The organism is Pelagibius sp., from assembly GCF_965249265.1.
Lineage (GTDB): Bacteria > Pseudomonadota > Alphaproteobacteria > Kiloniellales > Kiloniellaceae > Pelagibius.
The window spans coordinates 2,296,723-2,316,767 of record NZ_OZ252224.1 but is presented as its reverse complement, the minus strand read 5'-3'; the positions used below and the strand labels follow the sequence as shown (position 1 = coordinate 2,316,767).

Genomic DNA, 20,045 nt, shown 5'->3' with positions numbered 1-20,045 from the left:
GGTGTTCGAGCGTACCGTCGGCATGATCAGCCGCGCCGCCGGGGCGCTGGCGGCCCTCCTTCTCGTCTACCTCTTTCTGCACATCATCTATGAGATCGTGCTGAGGAGTTTCTTCGACTCCTCGACCTTCGTCCTGGATGAATTCGTGGGCTATGCGGTCGCGGCGATGACCTTCCTGTCGCTGGGATACGCGCTCGACAAAGGCGCCCTGATCAGGGTCGACCTGGCGGTGGGGCATCTGCGCGGACGCCCCCGGCGCCTTGTCGAACTCTGCTGTACCGCCGCCTCCTTCGTCATGGCCGGTTTCTGCGCCTGGTGGGTGGGGCGGGATGCCCTGCGTCACTGGACCCGCGGATCGGTCTCGGAGAGTATTGCCGAGGTGCCTCTGTGGCTGCCGGTCGGGGCCGTCTGGCTTGGCCTCGTGCTCTTCATGCTGCAGCTCCTGGCTTACTTTCTGCGCGTCGCCAAAGGCGGCAACCCGGTAAATCAGGACGTGGCCGAGTAGATGGACGCGCTGCTCTCCGGCCTCATTGTCCTCGTGCTCATCCTGCTTTTCCTGGGATCAGGCACCTGGGTGTTCGTCAGCCTGCTGCTGGTCTCGACCTGCGGCCTGATCCTGGTGCTGGACTTTCCGCCACAGCGCATCGGCGCCATCCTCGGCAAGATCCTCTTCCGCAGCGCCAGTTCCTGGGAGCTTGCGGCGATTCCCCTCTTTATCTGGATGGGGGAGATGATTTTTCGAACCAACATCTCGGAGCGGCTGTTTCGCGGCGTGACACCTTTTGTCGCGCGGGTGCCCGGCGGCCTGATCCATACCAACGTGGTGGGCTCCACCCTCTTTGCCGCCGTCTCAGGCTCTTCGGCCGCAACGACGGCAACCATCGGCAAGATCACAACGGTGGAACTGAAGCGCCGCGGCTACGACCAGAGCCTTTCCATCGGCTCGCTGGCCGGGGCCGGCAGCCTTGGCCTGCTCATTCCGCCATCGATCGTGATGATCATTTACGGGGTGCTGGCGGAGGTCTCGATCTCCCGCCTCTTTGCCGCAGGTATTCTGCCGGGTCTGATGGTTGCCCTGCTCTATTCCAGCTACATCGCCCTGCGTTGCGCCGCCTCGCCGGAATTGGCGCCGCGCGAGCAGACGGAGCGTTACAGCCTGCTGAGCGCCAGCCTGGACCTCCTGCCGATCCTGTCGCTCATCGCGGTAGTGCTGGGGGCAATCTATTCGGGCCTTGCCACACCCTCGGAAGCCGCCGCCGTCGGCGTTGCCGGCACGCTGCTGTTGGGGCTCTGTCTGAGACAGCTAAGTTGGCGGCTGCTGGTCGAAAGCCTGATGGGCGCGGTGCGCACCTCGGCCATGGTCTGTTCAATCCTGGTGGCGGCGGCGTTTCTGTCTACGGCCATGGGCTACATGCACGTCCCGCAGGACGTCGCCAAGGCCATAGCGGTGATGGAGCTCGGGCCCTATCAACTGATCGCCATCCTCGCCGTCTTTTACGTCGTTCTGGGCCTCTTTCTGGACGGTATCTCGATCACCGTCATGAGCTTGCCTATCACCCTGGCGCCGGTCGTCGCCATGGGCTTCGACCCCATCTGGTTCGGCGTCTTCCTGGTGCTGATGGTCGAACTGGGCCAAATGACGCCGCCTGTCGGCTTCAATCTCTTCGTGCTGCAAGGGCTGACGGGTGTGCCGATCAACCGTGTCGCCGTCGCGGCCCTGCCGTTCTTCCTGCTGATGGTGCTCGGCGTCAGCCTTATCACCATCTGGCCGGAGATCGTTCTCTGGCTGCCGGCTGTCCTGTTCGGCTGACGCTTAATCAAAGAGGTCTGAATCAAAAGAGGCGGTCCCGAACGAGACCGCCTCTTCAAAGGAACAATCCTGCCGCCGATCAGTGCTTGGAAAGCACGTCCCGCAGCTTGGTGAAGATCTCGTCGATGTGCTGGTCTTCGCAGATCAGCGGCGGCGAGATCAAGGCGCAGTCGCCGGTCATCTTCACCATGGCGCCGGCATCGTAGAGTTCCTGCATCACGCGCATACCCCGCGCACCCGGCGCCTCGGCCGGCGCCAGATCGACACCGCCCATCAGGCCATAGCCGCGGATGTTGGCGACCACCGGCAGGTCCTTCAGCGAGAACAGGGCTTCCTGGAACTTCGGCCCCATCTTGGCCGAACGGTTCACCAGACCCTCTTCCTCGAAGATGTTCCGGGTGGCGATGGCCGCAGCCGAAGCGACCGGGCAGCCCGAATAGGTGTAGCCGTGGAACAGCTCGATGCCGTTGCCGGGCGAGGCCTCGGTGATGCCTTCATAGACGTGGTCGCGAACCGCGACGGCACCCATCGGCACCACACCATTGGTCAAAGCCTTGGCCATGGTGATCATGTCCGGCACCACGCCAAAGGCATCGGCGCCGAACTGGGTACCGCAACGCCCGAAACCGCAGATCACCTCGTCGAAGATCAGCAGGATGCCGTGGGCATCGCAGATCTCGCGCAGGCGCTGCAGGTATCCCTTCGGCGGGATCAGGGCACCGGTGGACCCGGCAATCGGCTCAACGATGCAGCAGGCGATCTGATCCGCACCATGCAGGTCGACGAAACGCTGCAGGTCTTCAGCCAGTTCAGCCCCGGTCTCCGGCTGTCCCTGGACGTATTCATGCTCCGGCAGGTGGGTGTGCCGCATATGGCAGGCACCCGGCAGGCCAAGGCCAAAGGCCTTCTTGTTGTTGAGCATACCGGCAACTGTCAGGCCGCCGAAGTTGACGCCGTGATAGGCGCGCTCGCGGCCCACCAGCCGCAGGCGCTGGCCTTCGCCCTTTGCCTTATGATAGGCGAGCGCGATTTTCAGCGCCGTCTCCACCGCTTCCGAGCCGGAGTTGGAGAAGAAGACATGATCGAGATCCGCCGGCGTCACCGAGGCGATGCGGCGCGCGACCTCGAAGGAGGCCGGATGGCCGAACTGGAACGGCGGTGCATAATCCAGCTTGGTGAGCGTCTCGTTGACAGCCTCGGCAATCTCCGGGCGGCCGTGACCGGCCGCGACGCAGAACAGACCGGCCGAGCCGTCGATCACCTGATCGCCGTGATCGGTCGTGTAGTACATGCCTTTGGCGCCGGTCAGAATACGCGGATTGGCCTTGAAGTGGCGGTTGGACGTGAAGGGCATCCAATGCTGTTCAAGCGAATTTGGAATCGGCGGAATGACGTTCATCGGACCAACTTTCCCGAAAAATTGCGGAATACCGGTTTTATCTTGAGCGCCAGTCTAGTCCCGCCCCCTGGCACCGAGCTAGACCCAATTGAACGCCAAAGGTGAGGCCAGATAGGGACTGTTGCACCGCAAAATCGGCTGATTTCAGCCGATTTCACCAATAGGCCAAAGCTCCGCCGTAAAGATCGGTCAGGGCTTCGCGGCTGATCGGCCGCGGCGCGTTCTCCAACAAGCGGCGCTGCGGATAGGCGCCCTCGGTCAAGGATTGCAGATCGGCCTCGCCATAACCGACGCCCGAGAGACCGTTGGGCATGCCGGTCTGGCGCATCAGGGCGACGATCTGACCGCTTAGGACCTCCCCCGCATCCGCTTCCCCGGCGTCCCGCAGATCGGCGCCCAGCCAACCGGAGGCTTCCAGGTGCCGGTCGGGACAGGCTTCGGCGGTGAAGCGGAAGACGGAGGGGGCATTCACGATGACCGACATTCCGTGGGGAATCAGCGGCTCCGCATCTGGATAGCCCTCCGGCTGGAAGTCACGCACCAGCCCGGCCACCGAATAGGCCATGCCGTGGGGCGCATGCACCCCGGCATTACCGAACGCGATGCCCGCCAGGGTGGCCGCCCACATCACCTGTTCCCGCGCCTCGTCGTCCCCGGCATCGGCGACGGCACGCGGAAAGTACTGCCCCAGCAGACGCAGAGCCTCCCGGCAGCCCAGATCGCTCCAGGGATTGGCGCCCTGGCTCATCGGACGCAGACTGGCATCCGCTGGCGCCTTGCGTTTCGTATAGGCCTGAGCGGTATAGGATTCCAAGGCGTGGCTGAGAACGTCGAAGCCGCTGGCCGCCACCACATTGGCGGGCAGGCTGGCGGTGACGTCCGGGTCGACCAGTGCCCGGTCGGGCCGCAGCGCGCGGGAGACGATGCCGGTCTTCGCCTTCATCGCCAGCAGATCGAAAACCGCAATCCCCGTACACTCACTGCCGGTGCCTGAGGTCGTCGGGCAGGCGATGTGCGGCTTCAACGGCCCGGGCACCGCCTTGCCCTCGCCGATCGGCGCGTTCACATAGGTCAGGAAGTCGGCCGGATAGGTGGCATAGAGACTGGCCGCCTTTACGGTGTCGATGACCGAACCGCCGCCGAGCGACAAGAAGCCGTCCACCTTGCTCTCTGCGGCGAAGCGCGCAGCGGCCTGAAAGGATTCGTCTGTCGGCTCGACCCGAACCTCGTCGTAGATCACAACGTCGATGCCGGCGGTTGCCAGAGACCGCCGAACCTTCTCGAAGAACGGCAGCGCCCGCAGAGCCTTGTCGGTCATCAACGCGATGCGGCCGATGCCAAGGGCCTTCGCCACTGCGCCCGCCTCGGCCAGGCAGCCACGTCCGAAGGTGATCGACGAGGCATCGACGGAAAAGGCGTTGTCGCCGTCTTCAGTCGGTTCGAAGTAATGATGGCAGCAGGCCATGAAGACCACTTCCTTGGCGGTTCCGGGAGATCCTGAACAAAGGCTCGCACAGCCTCCTGACCGTGACAAGACAGCGCGATTGGGGCAAATTCAGTTTTGCCGCCGAAAACAACGAGCTATGGAACCACCTTCATGACCATCGATTCCGACGACGAGTTGACCGCGCTGAAACGTGTAGGCACCGCGGTGCGGGAAACTCTGGCCACGATGCGTGGTCTGCTCCAACCGGGCGTCACCCCACTTGAACTGGACGCCGCCGGCCGCGACTGTCTGCGGGCTTTCGGTGCCCGTCCGGCCCCTGAACTGGCCTATGGCTTTCCCGGCGCCACCTGTATCAGCGTGAATGACTGCGTGGCGCATGGCGTCCCTGACAAGCGACCGCTCCGACAGGGTGATCTGGTCAACATCGACGTATCGGCAGAGATCGACGGTTATTGGGCGGACTCCGGCGCCAGTTTTTCCGTCGGGCCGCCCAGCAAGGAGATCAGGAAGCTTTGCCGCACCACCCGCCGGGCGCTGGACCGGGCGATCCAGGCAGTGCGCGCGGGCCGCCCCATCAACGCCATCGGTCAGGCGGTCGAGAAGGAAGCACGCCGAGGCGGATACCGGGTGATCCCGGAACTGGCCGGCCATGGGGTCGGACGCGCCATTCATGAGCCGCCAACCGTCTCCAACACCTATAACCCCAAGGACCGCCAGCTTCTGCATGAAGGCCTGGTCATCACCATCGAGCCCTTCCTGACAAAGGGTTCGGGCAGGATCTACCAGGCCGACGACGGCTGGACGTTGAAGACCGTCGACGGCGCGCTGGCGGCACAGTTCGAGCACAGCATGGTGGTGACAAAGGGTGGGCCGGTCATCCTGACCTAGAGCACCGCCCCTTCGTCCGCCGGTCCTTCTAGAACCCCAAGGCCTCTTCGGCCGGAACGTAGGGCATGTCGTGCGCCTCTGCGACGGCCTTGTAGGCAACCTTGCCCCCGGCGACATTGAGGCCCTGCTTCAAATGCTCGTCCTCGGCCAGTGCCCGGCGATAGCCCTTGTTCGCCAGAGCCAGGGTAAACGGCATGGTGGCGTTGTTGAGGGCGAAGGTCGAGGTGCGGGCCACGGCGCCGGGCATGTTGGTGACGCAGTAATGAACCGCTCCCTCCTCGATATAGGTCGGGGCGTCGTGGGTGGTGCCCCGGGAGGTTTCGAAGCAGCCGCCCTGGTCGATGGCGATATCGACCAGCACGGAACCCGGGCGCATCTTGCGGATCATCTCCCGCGTCACCAGCTTGGGCGCCGCCGCGCCGGGCACCAGCACCGCGCCGACCACGAGGTCCGCGCCCTCGACATGGCGTTCGATGGCGTCCACGGTTGAATAGATGGTGTTCAGCGTCGGGCCGAACTGCATGTCCAGCTCATAGAGGCGTTCCAGGGAGCGGTCGATCACTGTCACATGAGCCTCCATGCCCATGGCCATGCGGGCCGCATTGGTGCCGGAGACACCACCGCCGATGATCACCACCTTGGCCGCCGCGACACCCGGTACACCGCCCAGCAGCATGCCGGAGCCGCCTTGCTCCTTTTCCAGGCAATGGGCGCCGACCTGGATCGACATGCGCCCGGCCACCTCGCTCATCGGCGCCAGCAGCGGCAGGCCGCCGCGCGCCGAGGTCACTGTTTCGTAAGCGATGGCGATGCTGCCGGACTCGACCAGACCTTTCGTCTGGGCCAGATCGGGGGCGAGGTGCAGATAGGTGAAAAGGAGCTGGCCTTCGCGCAGCCGCTTGTACTCGGCCGGTTGCGGTTCCTTCACCTTCACGATCATCTCGGCCTTGGCGAAGACGCTGTCCGCATCGGGGGCGATTTCCGCCCCGGCGGCCTCATAGTCGGTGTCGGTGAAGCCGATGCCCTCACCCGCCTTGGTCTCGACCGTTACCTTGTGACCATGGTGAACCAGTTCACGCACCGAGGCCGGCACCAGGCCGACTCGGTACTCGTGATTTTTCACTTCCTTGGGAACACCCACCAACATTGCCTGCATTCCTCTATTGCCGCCGTCGTTCACGGCGTTGTTTCATTTGGGTTGGCCTCTCAGTGCCCAGCGCCAAATGCGTCTGACCCGGCGACCCTGCCGAAGGAATCAAGACGCGACGGAACCGAGAAAAAGAGCCCGGAGGGCATTGACCCCTGACCTCCATGAGCGAAACCTATGCCTGCCGTTCAAGAAGTACCAGAGCCAGATTCGGATAGCCCCTGATGCCAGAAGACCACCCGGCCAAGCCCGCCCTGCGGCCAATCCCCGCCGAAGACTGTATCGCCCTGCGCCACAGTGTCTTGCGGCCCAACCAGGACCGCGACGCCTGCCGCTATCCTTTGGACAACGCGCCAGGCAGCCATCACATCGGTTACTTTAACAACGCCGGGCAAATCATTGGTATTGGTTCGATTTTCCATGAACTGCCACTCGAACCTGGGAACTGGGCCGAAAACTGGGACGGCTGGCGCATCCGCGGCATGGCAGTCGATCCGGCCCAGCAGGGTCAGGGTATCGGCGTGGCAGTTCTCAAGGCGCTGATTGCCTATGCTGAGGCGCAGCCGGTGCCCGAAGGGCAGTCCGGGCTCGTCTGGTGCAACGGCCGGACCTCCGTCGAGCCGTTTTATCTCGGCCAGGGGTTCGAGCGGGTCGGCGAGGTCTTCGATCTGCCACCCATCGGCCCGCATGTCGTTCTGCAGCGCAGACTTACCTCATAAGTCCCGTTGCCCGTCGTCTTAGGAACAACGCTTACCTGGACATCTTGAGCATCACTGCCCCAATCAAGGTAACTCCGGTAGATGCCAGTCTCGCGAGGTCGAGGCGCTCCTTCAGGAAGAAGACACCAAAGAGCACAGCGAAAACCATACTCGTTTCCCGCACGGCGGAGACCAGCGCCATGGGCGCCTGCGTCATGGCCCAGATGACAATCCAATAAGCCAAAAGCGATATGACGCCCCCGAACAGGCCGGCTTTCCAGGATTTGCTCACCGATGCGGCGATCTGACCCCTTCGCAGATAGAGCGCCAAAAGCGTAATCGGAATGCCGTTAAAGAGGTGGACCCAGAAAGTGTAGCTGTGCGCGCTGTCCGCAAGACGCGCGCCCAAGCCGTCTACAACTGTATATCCGGCTATAAAGATGCCCGTGCCCAAGGCAAACAACAGCGCTCTGGGCTCGCTGAAGCCTGCCGCGCCGCGCGTCAGCGTCAGACTCATTATTCCCAGAGCGATAACGACAACCGACAGTCCGGCCTGCCGGCTCAGCGTTTCACCGACGATTAACACCGATATGAATGCAACGATCAGCGGCGCGGAACCCCGCGAAATGGGGTAAACGTGGCTCAAATCACCATAACGATATGCGTTAATAAGGAATACGCAGTATGCCGTGTTCAAAGCAGTTGATGCCCAGATGTACGGCCAGCTTTCCGGCGTTGGAAACGCCACGAAGGGAATCACAAGCATGGCAACAGCAACCTGGCTCATCATCATGATCGCTATCATGACGAGGCGATCGGCGTTCACTTTGACCAAGGCGTTCCATGCCGCATGCAACACAGCCGCGGCGATCACCATTGCAAACACTCCGGTCGTCATATGAACCTCCGTGTTCGATAGCCAGCATGATTTGCCCCGCTGGCATGTTGCAAGTGGGTAATCTAGTCTTCCAGCAGTGTTGCGTAGAGGGCGTCCCAACTGCCCTGGTCCGGGGCCATCAGCAGACCCAGCTCGCGGTAGCGGTCGGCACGGTAAGGCTGGCGGTCGAAACAGAGGGAAACCCCACCGGCCTCGCGGTGGATCAGCGCGCCGGGCACGTGGTCCCAGGGCATCAGGCGGGTGAAGAGACTGAAGTGAATCGCACCCTCGGCAAGACGCAGGTATTCGGCGCCGGCGCAGCCCAGAGATCTCACGGCGCGGACGCGGTCACGCCGCTGATCGACCCGCCGGCCCAGCGCTTTGGGGGCGTAATTGGAGGCATGGAGACTGCCGCTCATTGCCGCCGGCCGGTCCGATGCCGCGGCCTTTAGGCGGCGGCCGTTCATCCAGGCGCCGGACCCGGCTTCGGCGATACCAAAGCGCCCGCTGGCGGGCTCCAGGATCCAGGCGGCCCGCGTCTCGCCCTTCTCGACCAGGGCAACCATGATGGCAAAGGCCTCTCGTCCGCGCGCAAAGTTGCGGGTGCCGTCTATAGGATCGACGACCCACAGCGTCTCCTCCCCATCGAGCCGCGCCATGAGCTCGGGTTGGGCGTGGACTCCCTCCTCCCCGACCATCAGCGAACCGGGCAGAAGGTCAGGCAGGCGCTCGTTGAGCGCTTTCTCGACCGCAAGGTCGACCACGGTGACCAGCTCGCCGGCGACCTTTTCCTGGATGTCCGCATCCTCCAGGGCGCGGAAACGCGGCATCACCGTCTCGGCGGCGATCTCCTCGATAATGGCGGCGACGTTCTGGATATCGATCAAAGGAACCTCTGGCTGACTGCGCTCCCGTCTAACCTGGGCCGCACGGCCTGAAAAGCAAAAAGGGCCGCGGCAATCGCCGCGGCCCCCCTTACAAGTCTGGTCTGCTTGGGCAGGTCTGAGCTTAGAAGCCCATGCCACCCATGCCGCCCATACCACCCATGTCCGGAGCAGCCGGCATGGCCGCTTCCTTCTTCTCGGGGGAATCGGCAACCATGGCTTCGGTCGTGATCAAGAGACCGGCGATCGAAGCGGCGTCCTGCAGCGCGGTGCGCACGACCTTCGTCGGGTCGATGATACCGGCCTTGAACATGTTGACGTACTTGCCGTTCTGAGCATCGAAGCCGATCGCCGCGTCTTTCGACTCGTTGACCTTGCCGACGACGATGGAACCTTCGTGGCCCGCGTTTTCGGCAATCTGGCGGATCGGCGCCTGCAGTGCGCGGGCGACGATCTCGATGCCGACGCGCTGGTCGTCGTTGTTACCTTCGAGCTTGTTCAGAACCTTGGCAGCGTTCAGCAGAGCCGTACCGCCACCGATGACAATGCCTTCCTCGACCGCGGCGCGGGTAGCGTTCATCGCGTCTTCGACACGATCCTTACGCTCCTTCACCTCGACCTCGGTGGCGCCGCCGACGCGCAGAACCGCAACACCGCCAGCCAGCTTGGCCAGACGCTCCTGCAGCTTCTCACGGTCGTAATCCGAAGAGGTCTCCTCGGCCTGGGCGCGGATCTGCGCGCAGCGGCCGGTGATTTCCTTCTTCTTGCCGGCGCCGTCGACGACGGTGGTCTCTTCCTTGGTGATGACAACGCGCTTGGCGGTGCCCAGCATATCAAGCGTGGTGCTCTCCAGCTTGATGCCAAGGTCTTCCGAGATCACCTGGCCACCGGTCAGGATGGCGATGTCTTCCAGCATGGCCTTGCGGCGATCGCCGAAGCCCGGCGCCTTGACGGCGGCGACCTTCAGACCGCCCCGCAGCTTGTTCACCACCAGGGTCGCCAGGGCTTCGCCCTCAACGTCCTCGGCAATGATCAGCAGCGGCCGGCCGGCCTGGACAACGGTCTCGAGCAGCGGCAGCATCGGCTGGAGGCCGGACAGCTTCTTCTCGTGCAGCAGGATGAAGGGGTTCTCCATCTCGCAGACCATCTTGTCGGCGTTGGTGATGAAGTACGGCGAGAGGTAGCCGCGGTCGAACTGCATGCCCTCGACGACGTCGAGTTCGGTCTCGAGCGACTTGGCTTCTTCGACCGTGATCACGCCTTCCTTGCCGACCCGCTCCATCGCCTCGGCGATCATGGAGCCGATCTCGGCCTCGCCGTTGGCGGAGATGGTGCCGACCTGGGCAACCTCACCGGTGGTGGAGATCTTCTTGGACTTCTTCTGCAGCTCAGCGACCACGGCTTCGACAGCCGCGTCCACACCGCGCTTCAGATCCATCGGGTTCATGCCGGCGGCGACGGCCTTGGAGCCTTCGCGCACGACGGCCTGAGCCAGAACCGTAGCGGTGGTGGTGCCGTCACCGGCGATGTCGTTGGTCTTGGAAGCAACTTCGCGCACCATCTGGGCGCCCATGTTCTCGAACTTGTCCGAGAGCTCAATTTCCTTGGCCACCGTGACACCGTCCTTGGTGGTGCGCGGGGCACCGAAGGACTTGTCGATCACCACGTTGCGGCCCTTGGGACCGAGGGTGACTTTTACGGCATCGGCCAGAATGTCGACACCACGCAGCATACGCGAGCGTGCATCGGCGCCAAACTTAACGTCTTTCGCAGCCATTTCTGGATCTCTTCCTTTTTAGATAACGCCCATGATGTCGGATTCACGCATGATCAGCATGGTCTTGCCGTCCAGCTTCACTTCCGTGCCCGACCACTTGCCGTAAAGGACCTTGTCGCCCTTCTTCACGTCCAAAGCGGTGACTTTGCCGTCATCGCCGCGGGCGCCATTGCCGACAGCCAGGACCTTGCCCTGCATCGGCTTTTCTTTCGCAGTATCCGGAATGATGATGCCGCCAGCGGTTTTCTCTTCTTCCTCAAGCGGCTCGACCACGACACGGTCATGCAGAGGCCTAAATTTCATGGAACTCCACCCTGTGTGAGTTGGTTTGAATCAGCTTTGGGATGGAAGAAAGCTGCCAGAACCCTCCCCCTATCCTCTGTTAGCACTCCCATCAAGCGAGTGCCAAGTCAGCATATAGAAGTCCACAGGCGAAGAGTCAACCGCTCTGCAGATCCTTTTCGCGGGCTGATTGAGCTTGACCGTAGGTTTCGGCCAATTCTTTATTGATTTCTGCTGATTCCGGAAATTTCTTAAGATATCGCCGCAGATCGGCGGGTGCGATTTTCAGCGTCAGAAAACAGTCCATCCCGTCATCCCGCCGCTCCATGACCTCCGCCCGGTCATAGAGCCAGGAAAGAGCCGCTCCGGCCGACAGGGGCAGTTCCAGGCTGGCCTCCACCCGCTTGGCCGAGAGCGCGCGGTCGATCATCTCCAGCACCTCGTCGCAACCCTCCCCCGTCAGCGCCGAGCAAAGCACGGCCTTGGGCTGCTCCGCATCGCGCAGGCTCAGGCGGGCCCGCTCCTCCGGCGCCAAGAGATCGCACTTGTTCAGGACCTCCAGCAGGTGTTCGGCGGCGTCGGTGACGCCAAGGTCTGCCAAGACGGCTTCGACGTCAGCCTGCTGGGCCCGGCTGTCGGGATGGGCCGCGTCCCGCACGTGCAGAATGAGATCCGCCGCCAGCACTTCTTCCAGAGTGGCGCGGAAAGCCGCCACCAGGTCGGTGGGCAGGTCGGAGATGAAGCCGACGGTGTCCGACAGGATAACGACCTGTCCGGAGGGCAGTACGACCCGGCGCATGGTTGGGTCCAGGGTTGCGAAAAGCTGGTCGCGCGCCAGAACCTTGGCTTCGGTCAGGCGATTGAAGAGGGTCGACTTTCCGGCATTGGTGTAGCCTACGAAGGTAACCACCGGATAAGGCACCCGCTGACGGGCGCCGCGGTGCAGACCCCGGGTACGCTGGACCTGTGTCAGTTCCTTCTTCAGGCGCGTAATCCGCTCGGTAATCAGGCGCCGGTCGATTTCGAGCTGCCGCTCACCGGGGCCGCCCATGAAACCCGCACCACCGCGTTGGCGTTCGAGGTGGGTCCAGGACCGCACAAGGCGGGAGCGCTGGTAGCTGAGGGCCGCCAGTTCAACCTGCAGCTTGCCCTCCTTGGTGCGCGCCCGGGCCCCGAAAATCTCCAAGATCAGGCCGGTGCGGTCGATGACCTTGCAGTCCCAGGCTTTCTCGAGATTGCGCTGCTGGACCGGACTGAGCGCGCTGTCGACGACAACCACCCCGATATCCCGGGCGCGGATTTCCTCGATGAAGCGTTCCACGGCACCGCCGCCGATCAACGTCGCCGGGCGGACTTTCTTTACAGTGACAACCTCGCTCTGCACAACCTCCAGGCCAATGGCCGCGGCGAGGCCGACCGCCTCTTCCAGGCGGGCCTCAGGCGCACGGAGAGCCGGGCCGCCATCATTCTGCTGGCCGCCGCTCTGCTGTATGTCCGGGTGCAAGACCAGGGCGTAATCGGTCATCAACGATGGCGGCACAGGAAGCCGCCCCTTTCTTTCAGGAAGCAGGAACCGACGATATCATCTGTGGGATCACGGCCCGGAGGAGCAGGACCCAGAAGCGCTCAAAGCCAGGGCGCAGCAAAGCTGGCACCCACAGCCTTAACCTTGCGCCGCTTCCTCTTCTTTTGACGGCTCGAACAGTTGCACCGGAGTCGCCGGCATTACCGTTGAAATCGCATGCTTGTAAACCAGCTGCGAGTGAGCGTCGCGACGAAGCAATACTGAGAAATTGTCGAACCAGGTAACAATTCCCTGCAGCTTGACACCATTCACCAGAAATACCGTTACCGGCACCTTGTTCTTGCGAATGTGATTGAGGAAGACGTCCTGCACGCTTTGATTCTTTTCAGCGGCCATTTTTCGTACCTTTATTGTTGTTCTTAGTAACGACTTGTTTTTCTTGACCAGCTTTTGTGCGGCTCAAATAACGCAGTCATTGGCTTGTTCAGATTGGCGAGTCTAACCCAGCCAGCACCCATTTGCAGCTTTCCATAGCATGGCTTCGGTGAAATGAAAATTCATCCGCTGTGCAACAGGTGTGCGCGATGAATTCAAATTCAACCCTTTGTTATCCCAGGTTTTGCAAAACCAACCGGGACAAATCCGCACAGCCGAAAACATGGTGTTTCAGGGCCTCTACCTCGAATTCCCCAGGGCCCGGTGGATCCTCGCGCAGCAGGATACCGGTGCAGCCGCTGTTTTGCGCGCAGATCAGGTCGATATCGGTGTCGCCGACGAACCAAACAGCCGGTCCCGGCGCGATACCGCTGCCTGCCAAGGCAAAGTCCACGACCTCCGGGGCCGGCTTGTCTTTTGCCGCGTCGTTGGCGCCGACCAGCGAAACGAAATGCCGGTCCCAGCCCAGATGGACGACTTCCCGCCGCAGTAATACCCCTTTTTTGTTACTCACCACTCCGAGCTTCAGGCCCGGCTGCGCCGTCAGTTCCAGCAACATCGCCTCGGCATCGGCATAGGGTGTGAGCCGTTCCAGATGACTGGCCTCGAAGGTCCCGTAAAACACCTCCATCGCTTCATCAGAGCGGTCGCCAAAAATCTCAGGGAAACTGTCGCGCGCCGACTTGCGCACTTTCTGGCGGGCCTCCTCCAGGGTCCAGGGGCGCTGTCCCATGGCCTCGAAGGTGGCACTGAGCGCATGATGAATCACCGCCCAACTGTCCACCAGGGTGTTGTCCCAATCAAACAGGATGGCTTTTGGAGAAGGCAAGGTCATGGGATTGTGTGCGTCTGGCCTGCCTAGGCCGTCTTCCCGAGGGACTGCATGTAGTCCAGATAGTGCTGACGCAGCTTGCCGGTGAGGATGCCCGGGTGGCCGTTGCCGACCGGTTGATCGTCGATCTGGGTGATCGGCAGGACAAAGGAGGTGCTGGAGGTGAGGAAGGCTTCCCGCGCCGCTTTAGCCTCCTCGACCGAGAACGACCGCTCGACCAGTTCGTAGCCCTCGGCCTTGATGAGTTCCAACAGCGTGATACGGGTGATGCCGTTCAGGATCGCGTTGTTCGCATTGCGGGTCACCACCTGATTGCCCTCGGTAACGATCCAGGCATTGTTGGAGGTGCCTTCTGTCACCTGCCCTTCCCCGTCGACCTGCCAGGCATCGTCGGCACCGGCGTCCACAGCCGCCTGCTTGCCCAGAATGTTCGGCAGCAGAGAAACCGACTTGATGTCGCAACGCGCCCAGCGTTCGTCCGGCACGGTGATGACCTTCAGACCGTTGTTCAGCATCGCCGCACTGTGCGGCTTCATCTGACGCGTGGTCATGACCAGGGAAGGCGTCGCGTTCTTGGGAAACTTGTGGTCGCGGGGCGCCACGCCCCGCGTGACCTGCATATAGAGAAACCCGTTGGAAAGCCTGTTGCGCCGCATCAGTTCCCTCGCCACCAGCTTCATCGATGCCCGCGACATCGGCGCTTCGATCCGCAGTTCCCGGAGGGAGCGATCCAGGCGGTCGAGATGAAGGTCCTCATCCACAAGGATGCCGTTGTAGACCGGAACGACCTCGTAGACACCGTCGGCGAACTGATAGCCGCGATCCTCGATATGCACGGCAGCGTCCCCGTGAGGGCGATAACGGCCATTGACGTAGGCTTGACGAGGCATGATCGGTCTCTTTCCCTTTATTGCGGCGACGAAGGGCTGCTTCGCCAAGCCGGCAATTCTAGAAAAACTCCAGCTTCACCGCAAAGAGCTTCTCGACTTTCTTCACCGCTTCCGAGCGCGCGAAGATGACCACCAGATCGTTGGCGCGCGTCACCGTGTCGCCGCGGGGAATGATGACCTCATCGCCGCGTACGATGGCGCCGACGATCACACCTTCCGGCAGACGGGCTTCGCGGATCGGCACGCCGACAAGACTGGAGGTTTCCAGCGCCTCGGCTTCGATAACCTCGCCAAAGCCCTCGCTCAACGAATGAACGGAGCGGATGCGGCCCCGCCTGACATGCTGCAGAATGGTCGATACGGTGATGGCCCGCGGACTGACCACCGTATCAATGCCCAAGGTGCCGATCAGCGGCCCATAGGAAGTCTTGTTGATCAGGGTCACCGCCCTTGCGCAGCCATAGCGTTTCGCGAGCAACGAGGTGAGGATGTTGACCTCGTCATCGTTGGAAACCGCGATGACCGTTTCGGCAACGGAGGCGTTGGCTTCCTCCAAAATCTCTGTATCCAGGGCATCGCCGTGGATGACGACCGTGCGCTCCAGGGCCTGGGCCACCGTCTCGGCGCGCCGCTTGTCCACTTCGATGACTTTGAGATTCACGTGCGGGTGGTTCTTTTCGACGGCGGTCGCCAAATTAAGGCCGATGTTGCCGCCGCCGACGATGATGACCCGGCGGGCCTCTTTTTCCTCGTGACCGAAGGCCGACATCGTGCGCGCCAGATGACTCGTGTCGGCAACCAGATAGACATCGTCGCCCACCTGAAGGTCGTCGTCCGGCGTCGGCACGAAACCCTGACCGTCGCGCGAAATGCCGATCACCACGATGTGCAGATCGGGAAACAAGGCCGTTAGCTGGCGCAGCGGCGTATGGATGACCGGCGTATCTTCGGTGCAATGCAAGCCGACCAGACTGACCTTTCCATCCGCCAGGGGCTGCACGTCGAAGGCACCGGGCAGTTGGAGGCGGCGCTCGATCGCCTTGGCCACCTCAATCTCCGGCGAGATAATGACGTCGATCGGCATGTGGTCGCGGCTGAAAAGGTCAGACCAGAGCGGGTCGAGATAGCTCTGTTCGCGCACTCGGGCGATCTTCGTCGGCACCTCGAAGATCGAATGGCAGATCTGGCAGGCCACCATGTTGACCTCGTCGGCATAGGTGACGGCAATCACCATCTCCGCATCGGAGGCGCCGGCGCTCTCCAGCACGTTGGGATGAGACGCGAAACCGACCAGGCCCTTCACATCCAGTGAATCGGTGATCTTCTCAACCAGTTCGCGTGACTGATCGATCACCGTAATGTCCGCGTTCTCGCTGGAAAGATAGCGCGCGATGTTGAAGCCGACCTGGCCCGCGCCGCAGATAATAACCTTCATAGACTACTGTGCCCCGTTTTCGCGCTCAGGCCCGGTCGGCTGTGCCCACGCCCAGAGAGCGCAGCTTGCGGTGCAGCGCCGAGCGCTCCATGCCGACGAAATTTGCGGTTCGAGAGATATTGCCGCCGAAGCGCATAACCTGCGCTTCGAGGTACTTACGCTCAAAAACCTCCCTGGCTTCGCGCAGGGGCAACGACATGATTTCCTCCCCTGTTTCGCCCGGCAAGGATGCCGGCGCAGAGGCGCCGATCTCAGGCGGCAGCATATCCGGGCGAACCGGATCGTGCGGGCCGCCCGGCGCCATGATCAGCACCCACTCGATAACGTTGCGGAGTTGGCGGACATTGCCCGGCCAGTCATAGGCCCTCAGCGCGGCCAGGGTGTCGTCACTCAGGCTGCGTGGCGGCAACCCGGCATTCTCCGCCGCCCGTTCCATGAAAAACGAGACCAGATCAGGTATGTCCTCCCGCCGTTCGCGCAGCGCCGGCACCTCCAGCGGCACCACGTTCAGGCGGTAAAAGAGGTCTTCGCGGAACCGCCCCTCTTCTATGAGTTCCGGCAGGTCACGGTTGGTCGAAGCGATCACCCGGACATCGACGGCAACACGGCGGTCGTCGCCGACCCGCTGAAAGGTCTGTTCCTGCAGAGCCCGTACGATCTTGCCCTGGGTTTCCATCGGCATGTCGGCCACTTCGTCCAGCAACAGAGTACCGCCATGGGCACGCTCGAAGGTGCCAACCTTGCCCGGCGAATCACTGCCATCAAGACCGGGCGCGGTTCCGAAAAGCTCCGACTCCAAACGATCCGGGTGCATGGTCGCGCAGTTGAGCGCCACGAAACTGGCCTCGGCGCGATGGGAACAGGCGTGGAGCTGACGGGCCACGACTTCCTTGCCGGCGCCGGCCGGCCCGGTGATCAGAACCCGGCTGCCGGTGGGCGCTACCTTACGCACCGCCTGGCTCACTTGATGAAACCAGGGCGAGGATCCGATGAGATCCGAAGGCTGGCCGACCCGCAGCCGCAACTCTTCGTTTTCGCTGCGCAGTTTTGCCGCCTCGATGGCGCGCTGGACAATCAACAGTAGGCGATCCGACTTGAAAGGCTTCTCAATAAAGTCGTAGGCGCCAATCTTGATGGCGTTGACCGCCGTTTCGATATTGCCGTGGCCGGAGATCATGACGACGGGGACCAAAGGGTGCTCTTTCTTGATGACGCTCAGGATCTCCATTCCGTCCAGCGCTGAGTTCTGCAGCCAGATGTCCAGCACCACCAAGCTCGGACGACGATCGCGGAGCATATCCAGGGCCGTGTCGCTGTCGCCGGCATCCCGGGTCTCGTAACCCTCGTCCTCAAGGACGCCTTTGATCAGAAGGCGGATATCGCTTTCGTCATCGACGATCAGGATTTCGTCAGCCATTACCAGCCGCTCTCCCGCCCAGCAATGCAGCCGCCTGTACGTCACGAGACGCAGCACCGTCGGCCTGCTCGTCGCGCAGCGGGAATACCAAGCTTACCACGGCACCACCACTCTCTCTGTCCTTCAAGACCAGGTTGCCGCCGTGATCTTCCATGATCTTTTTCACAATCGCCAGTCCAAGGCCGGTGCCCCTTTCACGGGTGGTGACATAAGGTTCAGTCAAGCGGGCGCGGTCCTGCTGAGGAAGACCCTTTCCGTTATCCGTGATCACGATCACGCAGCGCGACGAATCGACTTTTACCTGCAGATCGATGGTCCCCGACGGCGCCTCCGCTCCATCACGGAAGTGCCGGCCCTCAATAGACTCGACGGCATTGAGGATCAGGTTGGTCAGCGCCTGCACCACCTGCCGGCTGTCACAGGCCAGATAGATCGGAGACTCAGGCAGCGAAACACTGAAGGCGATTTCATGATGGGCGGTACGCTGAAGAAAAACCGCTTGCTCGACAAGCTTGGAGATATTCTCAGACTGCATCGAAGGCGCGGGCATGCGCGCAAAAGAGGAAAACTCATCAACCATGCGGCCGATGTCGCCGACATGGCGGACAATGGTGTCGGTACAGACCTTGAAGGTTTCAGGGTCGTTGACGATCTGGTCAACGTACTTCCGGTTCAAACGCTCGGCTGCCAGTTGGATCGGCGTCAGCGGGTTCTTGATTTCATGGGCGATCCGCCGGGCAATGTCAGACCAGGCGGCTTTACGCTGCGCTGCCAACAGCTGGGTAATCTCATCGAAGGTGATGACGAAACCCATGGTCGTTTCATCTTCCACTTCCGCCGAGATCCGTACCAGCAAAACCCGTTCGGCACCGCTGCTGTCAGGCATCGTCAATTGCTGCTGGGCCAGCCGCCGCGGACGCCGACGCGCCTTGTCCAACAGATCGCTCATCGCCGGCAGCACCTCGGGCAGAGGTTGTCCGCGCAGTTCCTGTGAAGACATGGAGAGAAAGTCGCAGGCCATGCGGTTCGCCAGGTTGATACGCCCCGCATCATCCAGGCCTATAACGCCGGCGGAAACCCCGCCCAGCACGGCTTCGATGAAACGGCTGCGATAATCGAGCTGCGCATTGGCGTCCAGGAGTGCGTCCTGCTGGCGCTCAAGCTGGCTGGTCATCTTATTGAAAGCGCGGGAGAGGTTGCCGATCTCGTCGCGCCGCGCCGGTCCCTTGATCCGCGCCTTCAGGTCGCCCTTACCCACGCGTTCCGCGGTCGAAATCAGGCTGCCGATCGGCCCTGTAAGCTGATTGGCAAAAGCCAGACCGATCCACACCGCCACGAGCAGCAGCAACAGCGCCACGACCAGGAAAATCAGCGCAAAGGTGATCTGAAGACTGAAACGATCGCCTTCCAGTTCCTCGTAACGTTGCACAGCCCAACTTGTGGACTCCATGTGGCCCAGCACCCGGGAATCGACCAGCCGCCCGATGTAAAGGAAGGCGTCCGCCGCCAGATCCAGCCGCACGAGAGCCCGCACCCTGTCCTCTTCTTCCGACGTCATGATCGCCAGGCCGCTGCTGCGCGCCCGCTCAAAAGCCCATTCGGGAATGTCAGGATTGAAAGCCAGAAGAAAGCTGGAGGAGCGGGCCAGCATGCGCCCGGAGCTGTCGTAGACGGCGGCCTCCGTCAGATAGCGCAGGCTTGCCTGACGGGTCATGACGTTATTGAACAGCGAGGGGTTGTAAGCCAGCGTTGGGCCCCCCTTGTTCAGTACCTGGGCGATCGCCAGGGCATCCGCCGCGATGGTCTGTTGATGCTCGTCAAGGTAAGCAGCGGCCACGGCCCGCGAGTTCTTGATCGCCGTGGAAACGCGCTCGCTGAACCAGAACTCCAACCCCAGATCGAACATGATCACCGAGAACGCCGCCACGAGGATGGTCGGCGCCACCGCCACCACCGAGAAGAGCGCCACAAGGCGGCCATGCAGCCGTGATCCGGCCCTGCCCTTTTTCCGTTCGATCCAAAGGATCGCCAGACGCCGCGTGATCAGGGCCGCGAGCCCGAGGATGATTACGAGGTCGGTGAGCAGCAACAGCAGCACGTGGTCGGCATTCGCGACCACCGAAAGATTGCCGGTCATGGCAATGAAGGTGGCAATACCGCTGGTCACACCCGCTGCCAGCAGCAGGATCGCAAGGCTGCGCTCGAACTTGATATGACGGGCCCACTGCAGGAAAGCCTGCATCCAGCGCCCGGCAGGCCGCCCGCTCGTCGCTTCGGCCTCCACGTTCAAACTGCCGGGAGT

The 20,045-nt window shown here is 62.2% G+C and carries 18 protein-coding genes; 4 read left to right on the top strand and 14 right to left on the bottom strand.

Features of this window, described 5'->3' with window-relative positions; translation table 11 throughout:
* The first annotated feature begins 1 nt into the window (after nt 1).
* A complete protein-coding gene (locus ACP146_RS11060; protein WP_422366811.1) occupies nt 2-505 on the top strand; it encodes a TRAP transporter small permease in 504 nt (167 codons plus the stop codon).
* Nucleotides 506-1,810, top strand: coding sequence for a TRAP transporter large permease (locus ACP146_RS11055; protein WP_422366810.1), 1,305 nt, complete (start codon nt 506-508; stop codon nt 1,808-1,810).
* A gap of 79 nt (nt 1,811-1,889) precedes the next feature.
* Here the strand turns inward: ACP146_RS11055 and ACP146_RS11050 are convergent, their stop codons facing one another.
* Both ACP146_RS11050 and ACP146_RS11045 read right to left on the bottom strand, forming a co-directional pair.
* Complete coding sequence (locus tag ACP146_RS11050; RefSeq protein ID WP_422366809.1) at nt 1,890-3,209, bottom strand: aspartate aminotransferase family protein; 1,320 nt, start codon at nt 3,207-3,209, stop codon at nt 1,890-1,892.
* A 154-nt stretch (nt 3,210-3,363) separates the two neighbouring features.
* Nucleotides 3,364-4,674 (bottom strand): hydroxyacid-oxoacid transhydrogenase, encoded by a 1,311-nt coding sequence (locus ACP146_RS11045; protein WP_422366808.1) that lies wholly within the window; start codon nt 4,672-4,674, stop codon nt 3,364-3,366.
* A 132-nt stretch (nt 4,675-4,806) separates the two neighbouring features.
* On the opposite strand from ACP146_RS11045, the gene map reads away from it, so the two are divergent.
* Complete coding sequence (map, locus tag ACP146_RS11040) at nt 4,807-5,544, top strand: type I methionyl aminopeptidase (RefSeq protein WP_422366807.1); 738 nt, start codon at nt 4,807-4,809, stop codon at nt 5,542-5,544.
* Nucleotides 5,545-5,572: 28 nt separating this feature from the next.
* Here the strand turns inward: map and ald are convergent, their stop codons facing one another.
* Nucleotides 5,573-6,691: an alanine dehydrogenase gene (ald, locus tag ACP146_RS11035; RefSeq protein ID WP_422366806.1), complete on the bottom strand. Its 1,119-nt coding sequence runs from the start codon at nt 6,689-6,691 to the stop codon at nt 5,573-5,575.
* A 224-nt stretch (nt 6,692-6,915) separates the two neighbouring features.
* Between ald and ACP146_RS11030 the strand changes: the two genes are divergently transcribed.
* The gene (locus tag ACP146_RS11030; protein ID WP_422366805.1) at nt 6,916-7,410 is read left to right on the top strand and encodes a GNAT family N-acetyltransferase; all 495 of its coding nucleotides are present in this window, start codon (nt 6,916-6,918) and stop codon (nt 7,408-7,410) included.
* A 31-nt stretch (nt 7,411-7,441) separates the two neighbouring features.
* Here the strand turns inward: ACP146_RS11030 and ACP146_RS11025 are convergent, their stop codons facing one another.
* From ACP146_RS11025 to ACP146_RS10975, 11 genes are all read right to left on the bottom strand, one after another.
* A complete protein-coding gene (locus tag ACP146_RS11025; RefSeq protein WP_422366804.1) occupies nt 7,442-8,287 on the bottom strand; it encodes a DMT family transporter in 846 nt (281 codons plus the stop codon).
* Between the two features lie 62 nt (nt 8,288-8,349).
* On the bottom strand, nt 8,350-9,153 hold the full coding sequence (locus ACP146_RS11020) for an inositol monophosphatase family protein (RefSeq protein WP_422366803.1): 804 nt from the start codon (nt 9,151-9,153) through the stop codon (nt 8,350-8,352).
* A 121-nt stretch (nt 9,154-9,274) separates the two neighbouring features.
* Entirely contained in the window at nt 9,275-10,927 is a 1,653-nt protein-coding gene (gene groL, locus ACP146_RS11015) for a chaperonin GroEL (protein WP_422366802.1), read from the bottom strand.
* Between the two features lie 18 nt (nt 10,928-10,945).
* On the bottom strand, nt 10,946-11,230 hold the full coding sequence (gene groES / locus ACP146_RS11010) for a co-chaperone GroES (RefSeq protein WP_422366801.1): 285 nt from the start codon (nt 11,228-11,230) through the stop codon (nt 10,946-10,948).
* Between the two features lie 136 nt (nt 11,231-11,366).
* Nucleotides 11,367-12,734, bottom strand: coding sequence for a GTPase HflX (gene hflX / locus ACP146_RS11005; RefSeq protein ID WP_422369643.1), 1,368 nt, complete (start codon nt 12,732-12,734; stop codon nt 11,367-11,369).
* 138 nt (nt 12,735-12,872) lie between these two features.
* Nucleotides 12,873-13,130 (bottom strand): RNA chaperone Hfq, encoded by a 258-nt coding sequence (gene hfq, locus ACP146_RS11000; RefSeq protein WP_422366800.1) that lies wholly within the window; start codon nt 13,128-13,130, stop codon nt 12,873-12,875.
* A gap of 211 nt (nt 13,131-13,341) precedes the next feature.
* The gene (locus ACP146_RS10995; protein ID WP_422366799.1) at nt 13,342-14,004 is read right to left on the bottom strand and encodes an HAD family hydrolase; all 663 of its coding nucleotides are present in this window, start codon (nt 14,002-14,004) and stop codon (nt 13,342-13,344) included.
* Nucleotides 14,005-14,027: 23 nt separating this feature from the next.
* Nucleotides 14,028-14,891: a D-amino-acid transaminase gene (locus ACP146_RS10990; RefSeq protein ID WP_422366798.1), complete on the bottom strand. Its 864-nt coding sequence runs from the start codon at nt 14,889-14,891 to the stop codon at nt 14,028-14,030.
* Nucleotides 14,892-14,949: 58 nt separating this feature from the next.
* Complete coding sequence (trkA, locus tag ACP146_RS10985; RefSeq protein ID WP_422366797.1) at nt 14,950-16,326, bottom strand: Trk system potassium transporter TrkA; 1,377 nt, start codon at nt 16,324-16,326, stop codon at nt 14,950-14,952.
* 25 nt (nt 16,327-16,351) lie between these two features.
* Nucleotides 16,352-17,743, bottom strand: a complete 1,392-nt coding sequence (locus ACP146_RS10980; RefSeq protein WP_422366796.1) for a sigma-54-dependent transcriptional regulator — start codon at nt 17,741-17,743, stop codon at nt 16,352-16,354.
* Nucleotides 17,736-20,027: an ATP-binding protein gene (locus ACP146_RS10975; protein ID WP_422369642.1), complete on the bottom strand. Its 2,292-nt coding sequence runs from the start codon at nt 20,025-20,027 to the stop codon at nt 17,736-17,738. Before ACP146_RS10975 ends, ACP146_RS10980 begins: the two co-directional genes overlap by 8 nt.
* Nucleotides 20,028-20,045: the final 18 nt, after the last annotated feature.

Coding starts and splice junctions, on each gene's coding strand:
- ACP146_RS11055 (WP_422366810.1), top strand. CDS start 506: ATGGACGCGCTGCTCTCCGGCCTCATTGTCCTCGTGCTCATCCTGCTT.
- ACP146_RS11050 (WP_422366809.1), bottom strand. CDS start 3,209: ATGAACGTCATTCCGCCGATTCCAAATTCGCTTGAACAGCATTGGATG.
- ACP146_RS11045 (WP_422366808.1), bottom strand. CDS start 4,674: ATGGCCTGCTGCCATCATTACTTCGAACCGACTGAAGACGGCGACAAC.
- map (WP_422366807.1), top strand. CDS start 4,807: ATGACCATCGATTCCGACGACGAGTTGACCGCGCTGAAACGTGTAGGC.
- ald (WP_422366806.1), bottom strand. CDS start 6,691: ATGTTGGTGGGTGTTCCCAAGGAAGTGAAAAATCACGAGTACCGAGTC.
- ACP146_RS11030 (WP_422366805.1), top strand. CDS start 6,916: ATGCCAGAAGACCACCCGGCCAAGCCCGCCCTGCGGCCAATCCCCGCC.
- ACP146_RS11025 (WP_422366804.1), bottom strand. CDS start 8,287: ATGACGACCGGAGTGTTTGCAATGGTGATCGCCGCGGCTGTGTTGCAT.
- groL (WP_422366802.1), bottom strand. CDS start 10,927: ATGGCTGCGAAAGACGTTAAGTTTGGCGCCGATGCACGCTCGCGTATG.
- groES (WP_422366801.1), bottom strand. CDS start 11,230: ATGAAATTTAGGCCTCTGCATGACCGTGTCGTGGTCGAGCCGCTTGAG.
- hflX (WP_422369643.1), bottom strand. CDS start 12,734: ATGACCGATTACGCCCTGGTCTTGCACCCGGACATACAGCAGAGCGGC.
- hfq (WP_422366800.1), bottom strand. CDS start 13,130: ATGGCCGCTGAAAAGAATCAAAGCGTGCAGGACGTCTTCCTCAATCAC.
- ACP146_RS10995 (WP_422366799.1), bottom strand. CDS start 14,004: ATGACCTTGCCTTCTCCAAAAGCCATCCTGTTTGATTGGGACAACACC.
- ACP146_RS10990 (WP_422366798.1), bottom strand. CDS start 14,891: ATGCCTCGTCAAGCCTACGTCAATGGCCGTTATCGCCCTCACGGGGAC.
- trkA (WP_422366797.1), bottom strand. CDS start 16,326: ATGAAGGTTATTATCTGCGGCGCGGGCCAGGTCGGCTTCAACATCGCG.
- ACP146_RS10980 (WP_422366796.1), bottom strand. CDS start 17,743: ATGGCTGACGAAATCCTGATCGTCGATGACGAAAGCGATATCCGCCTT.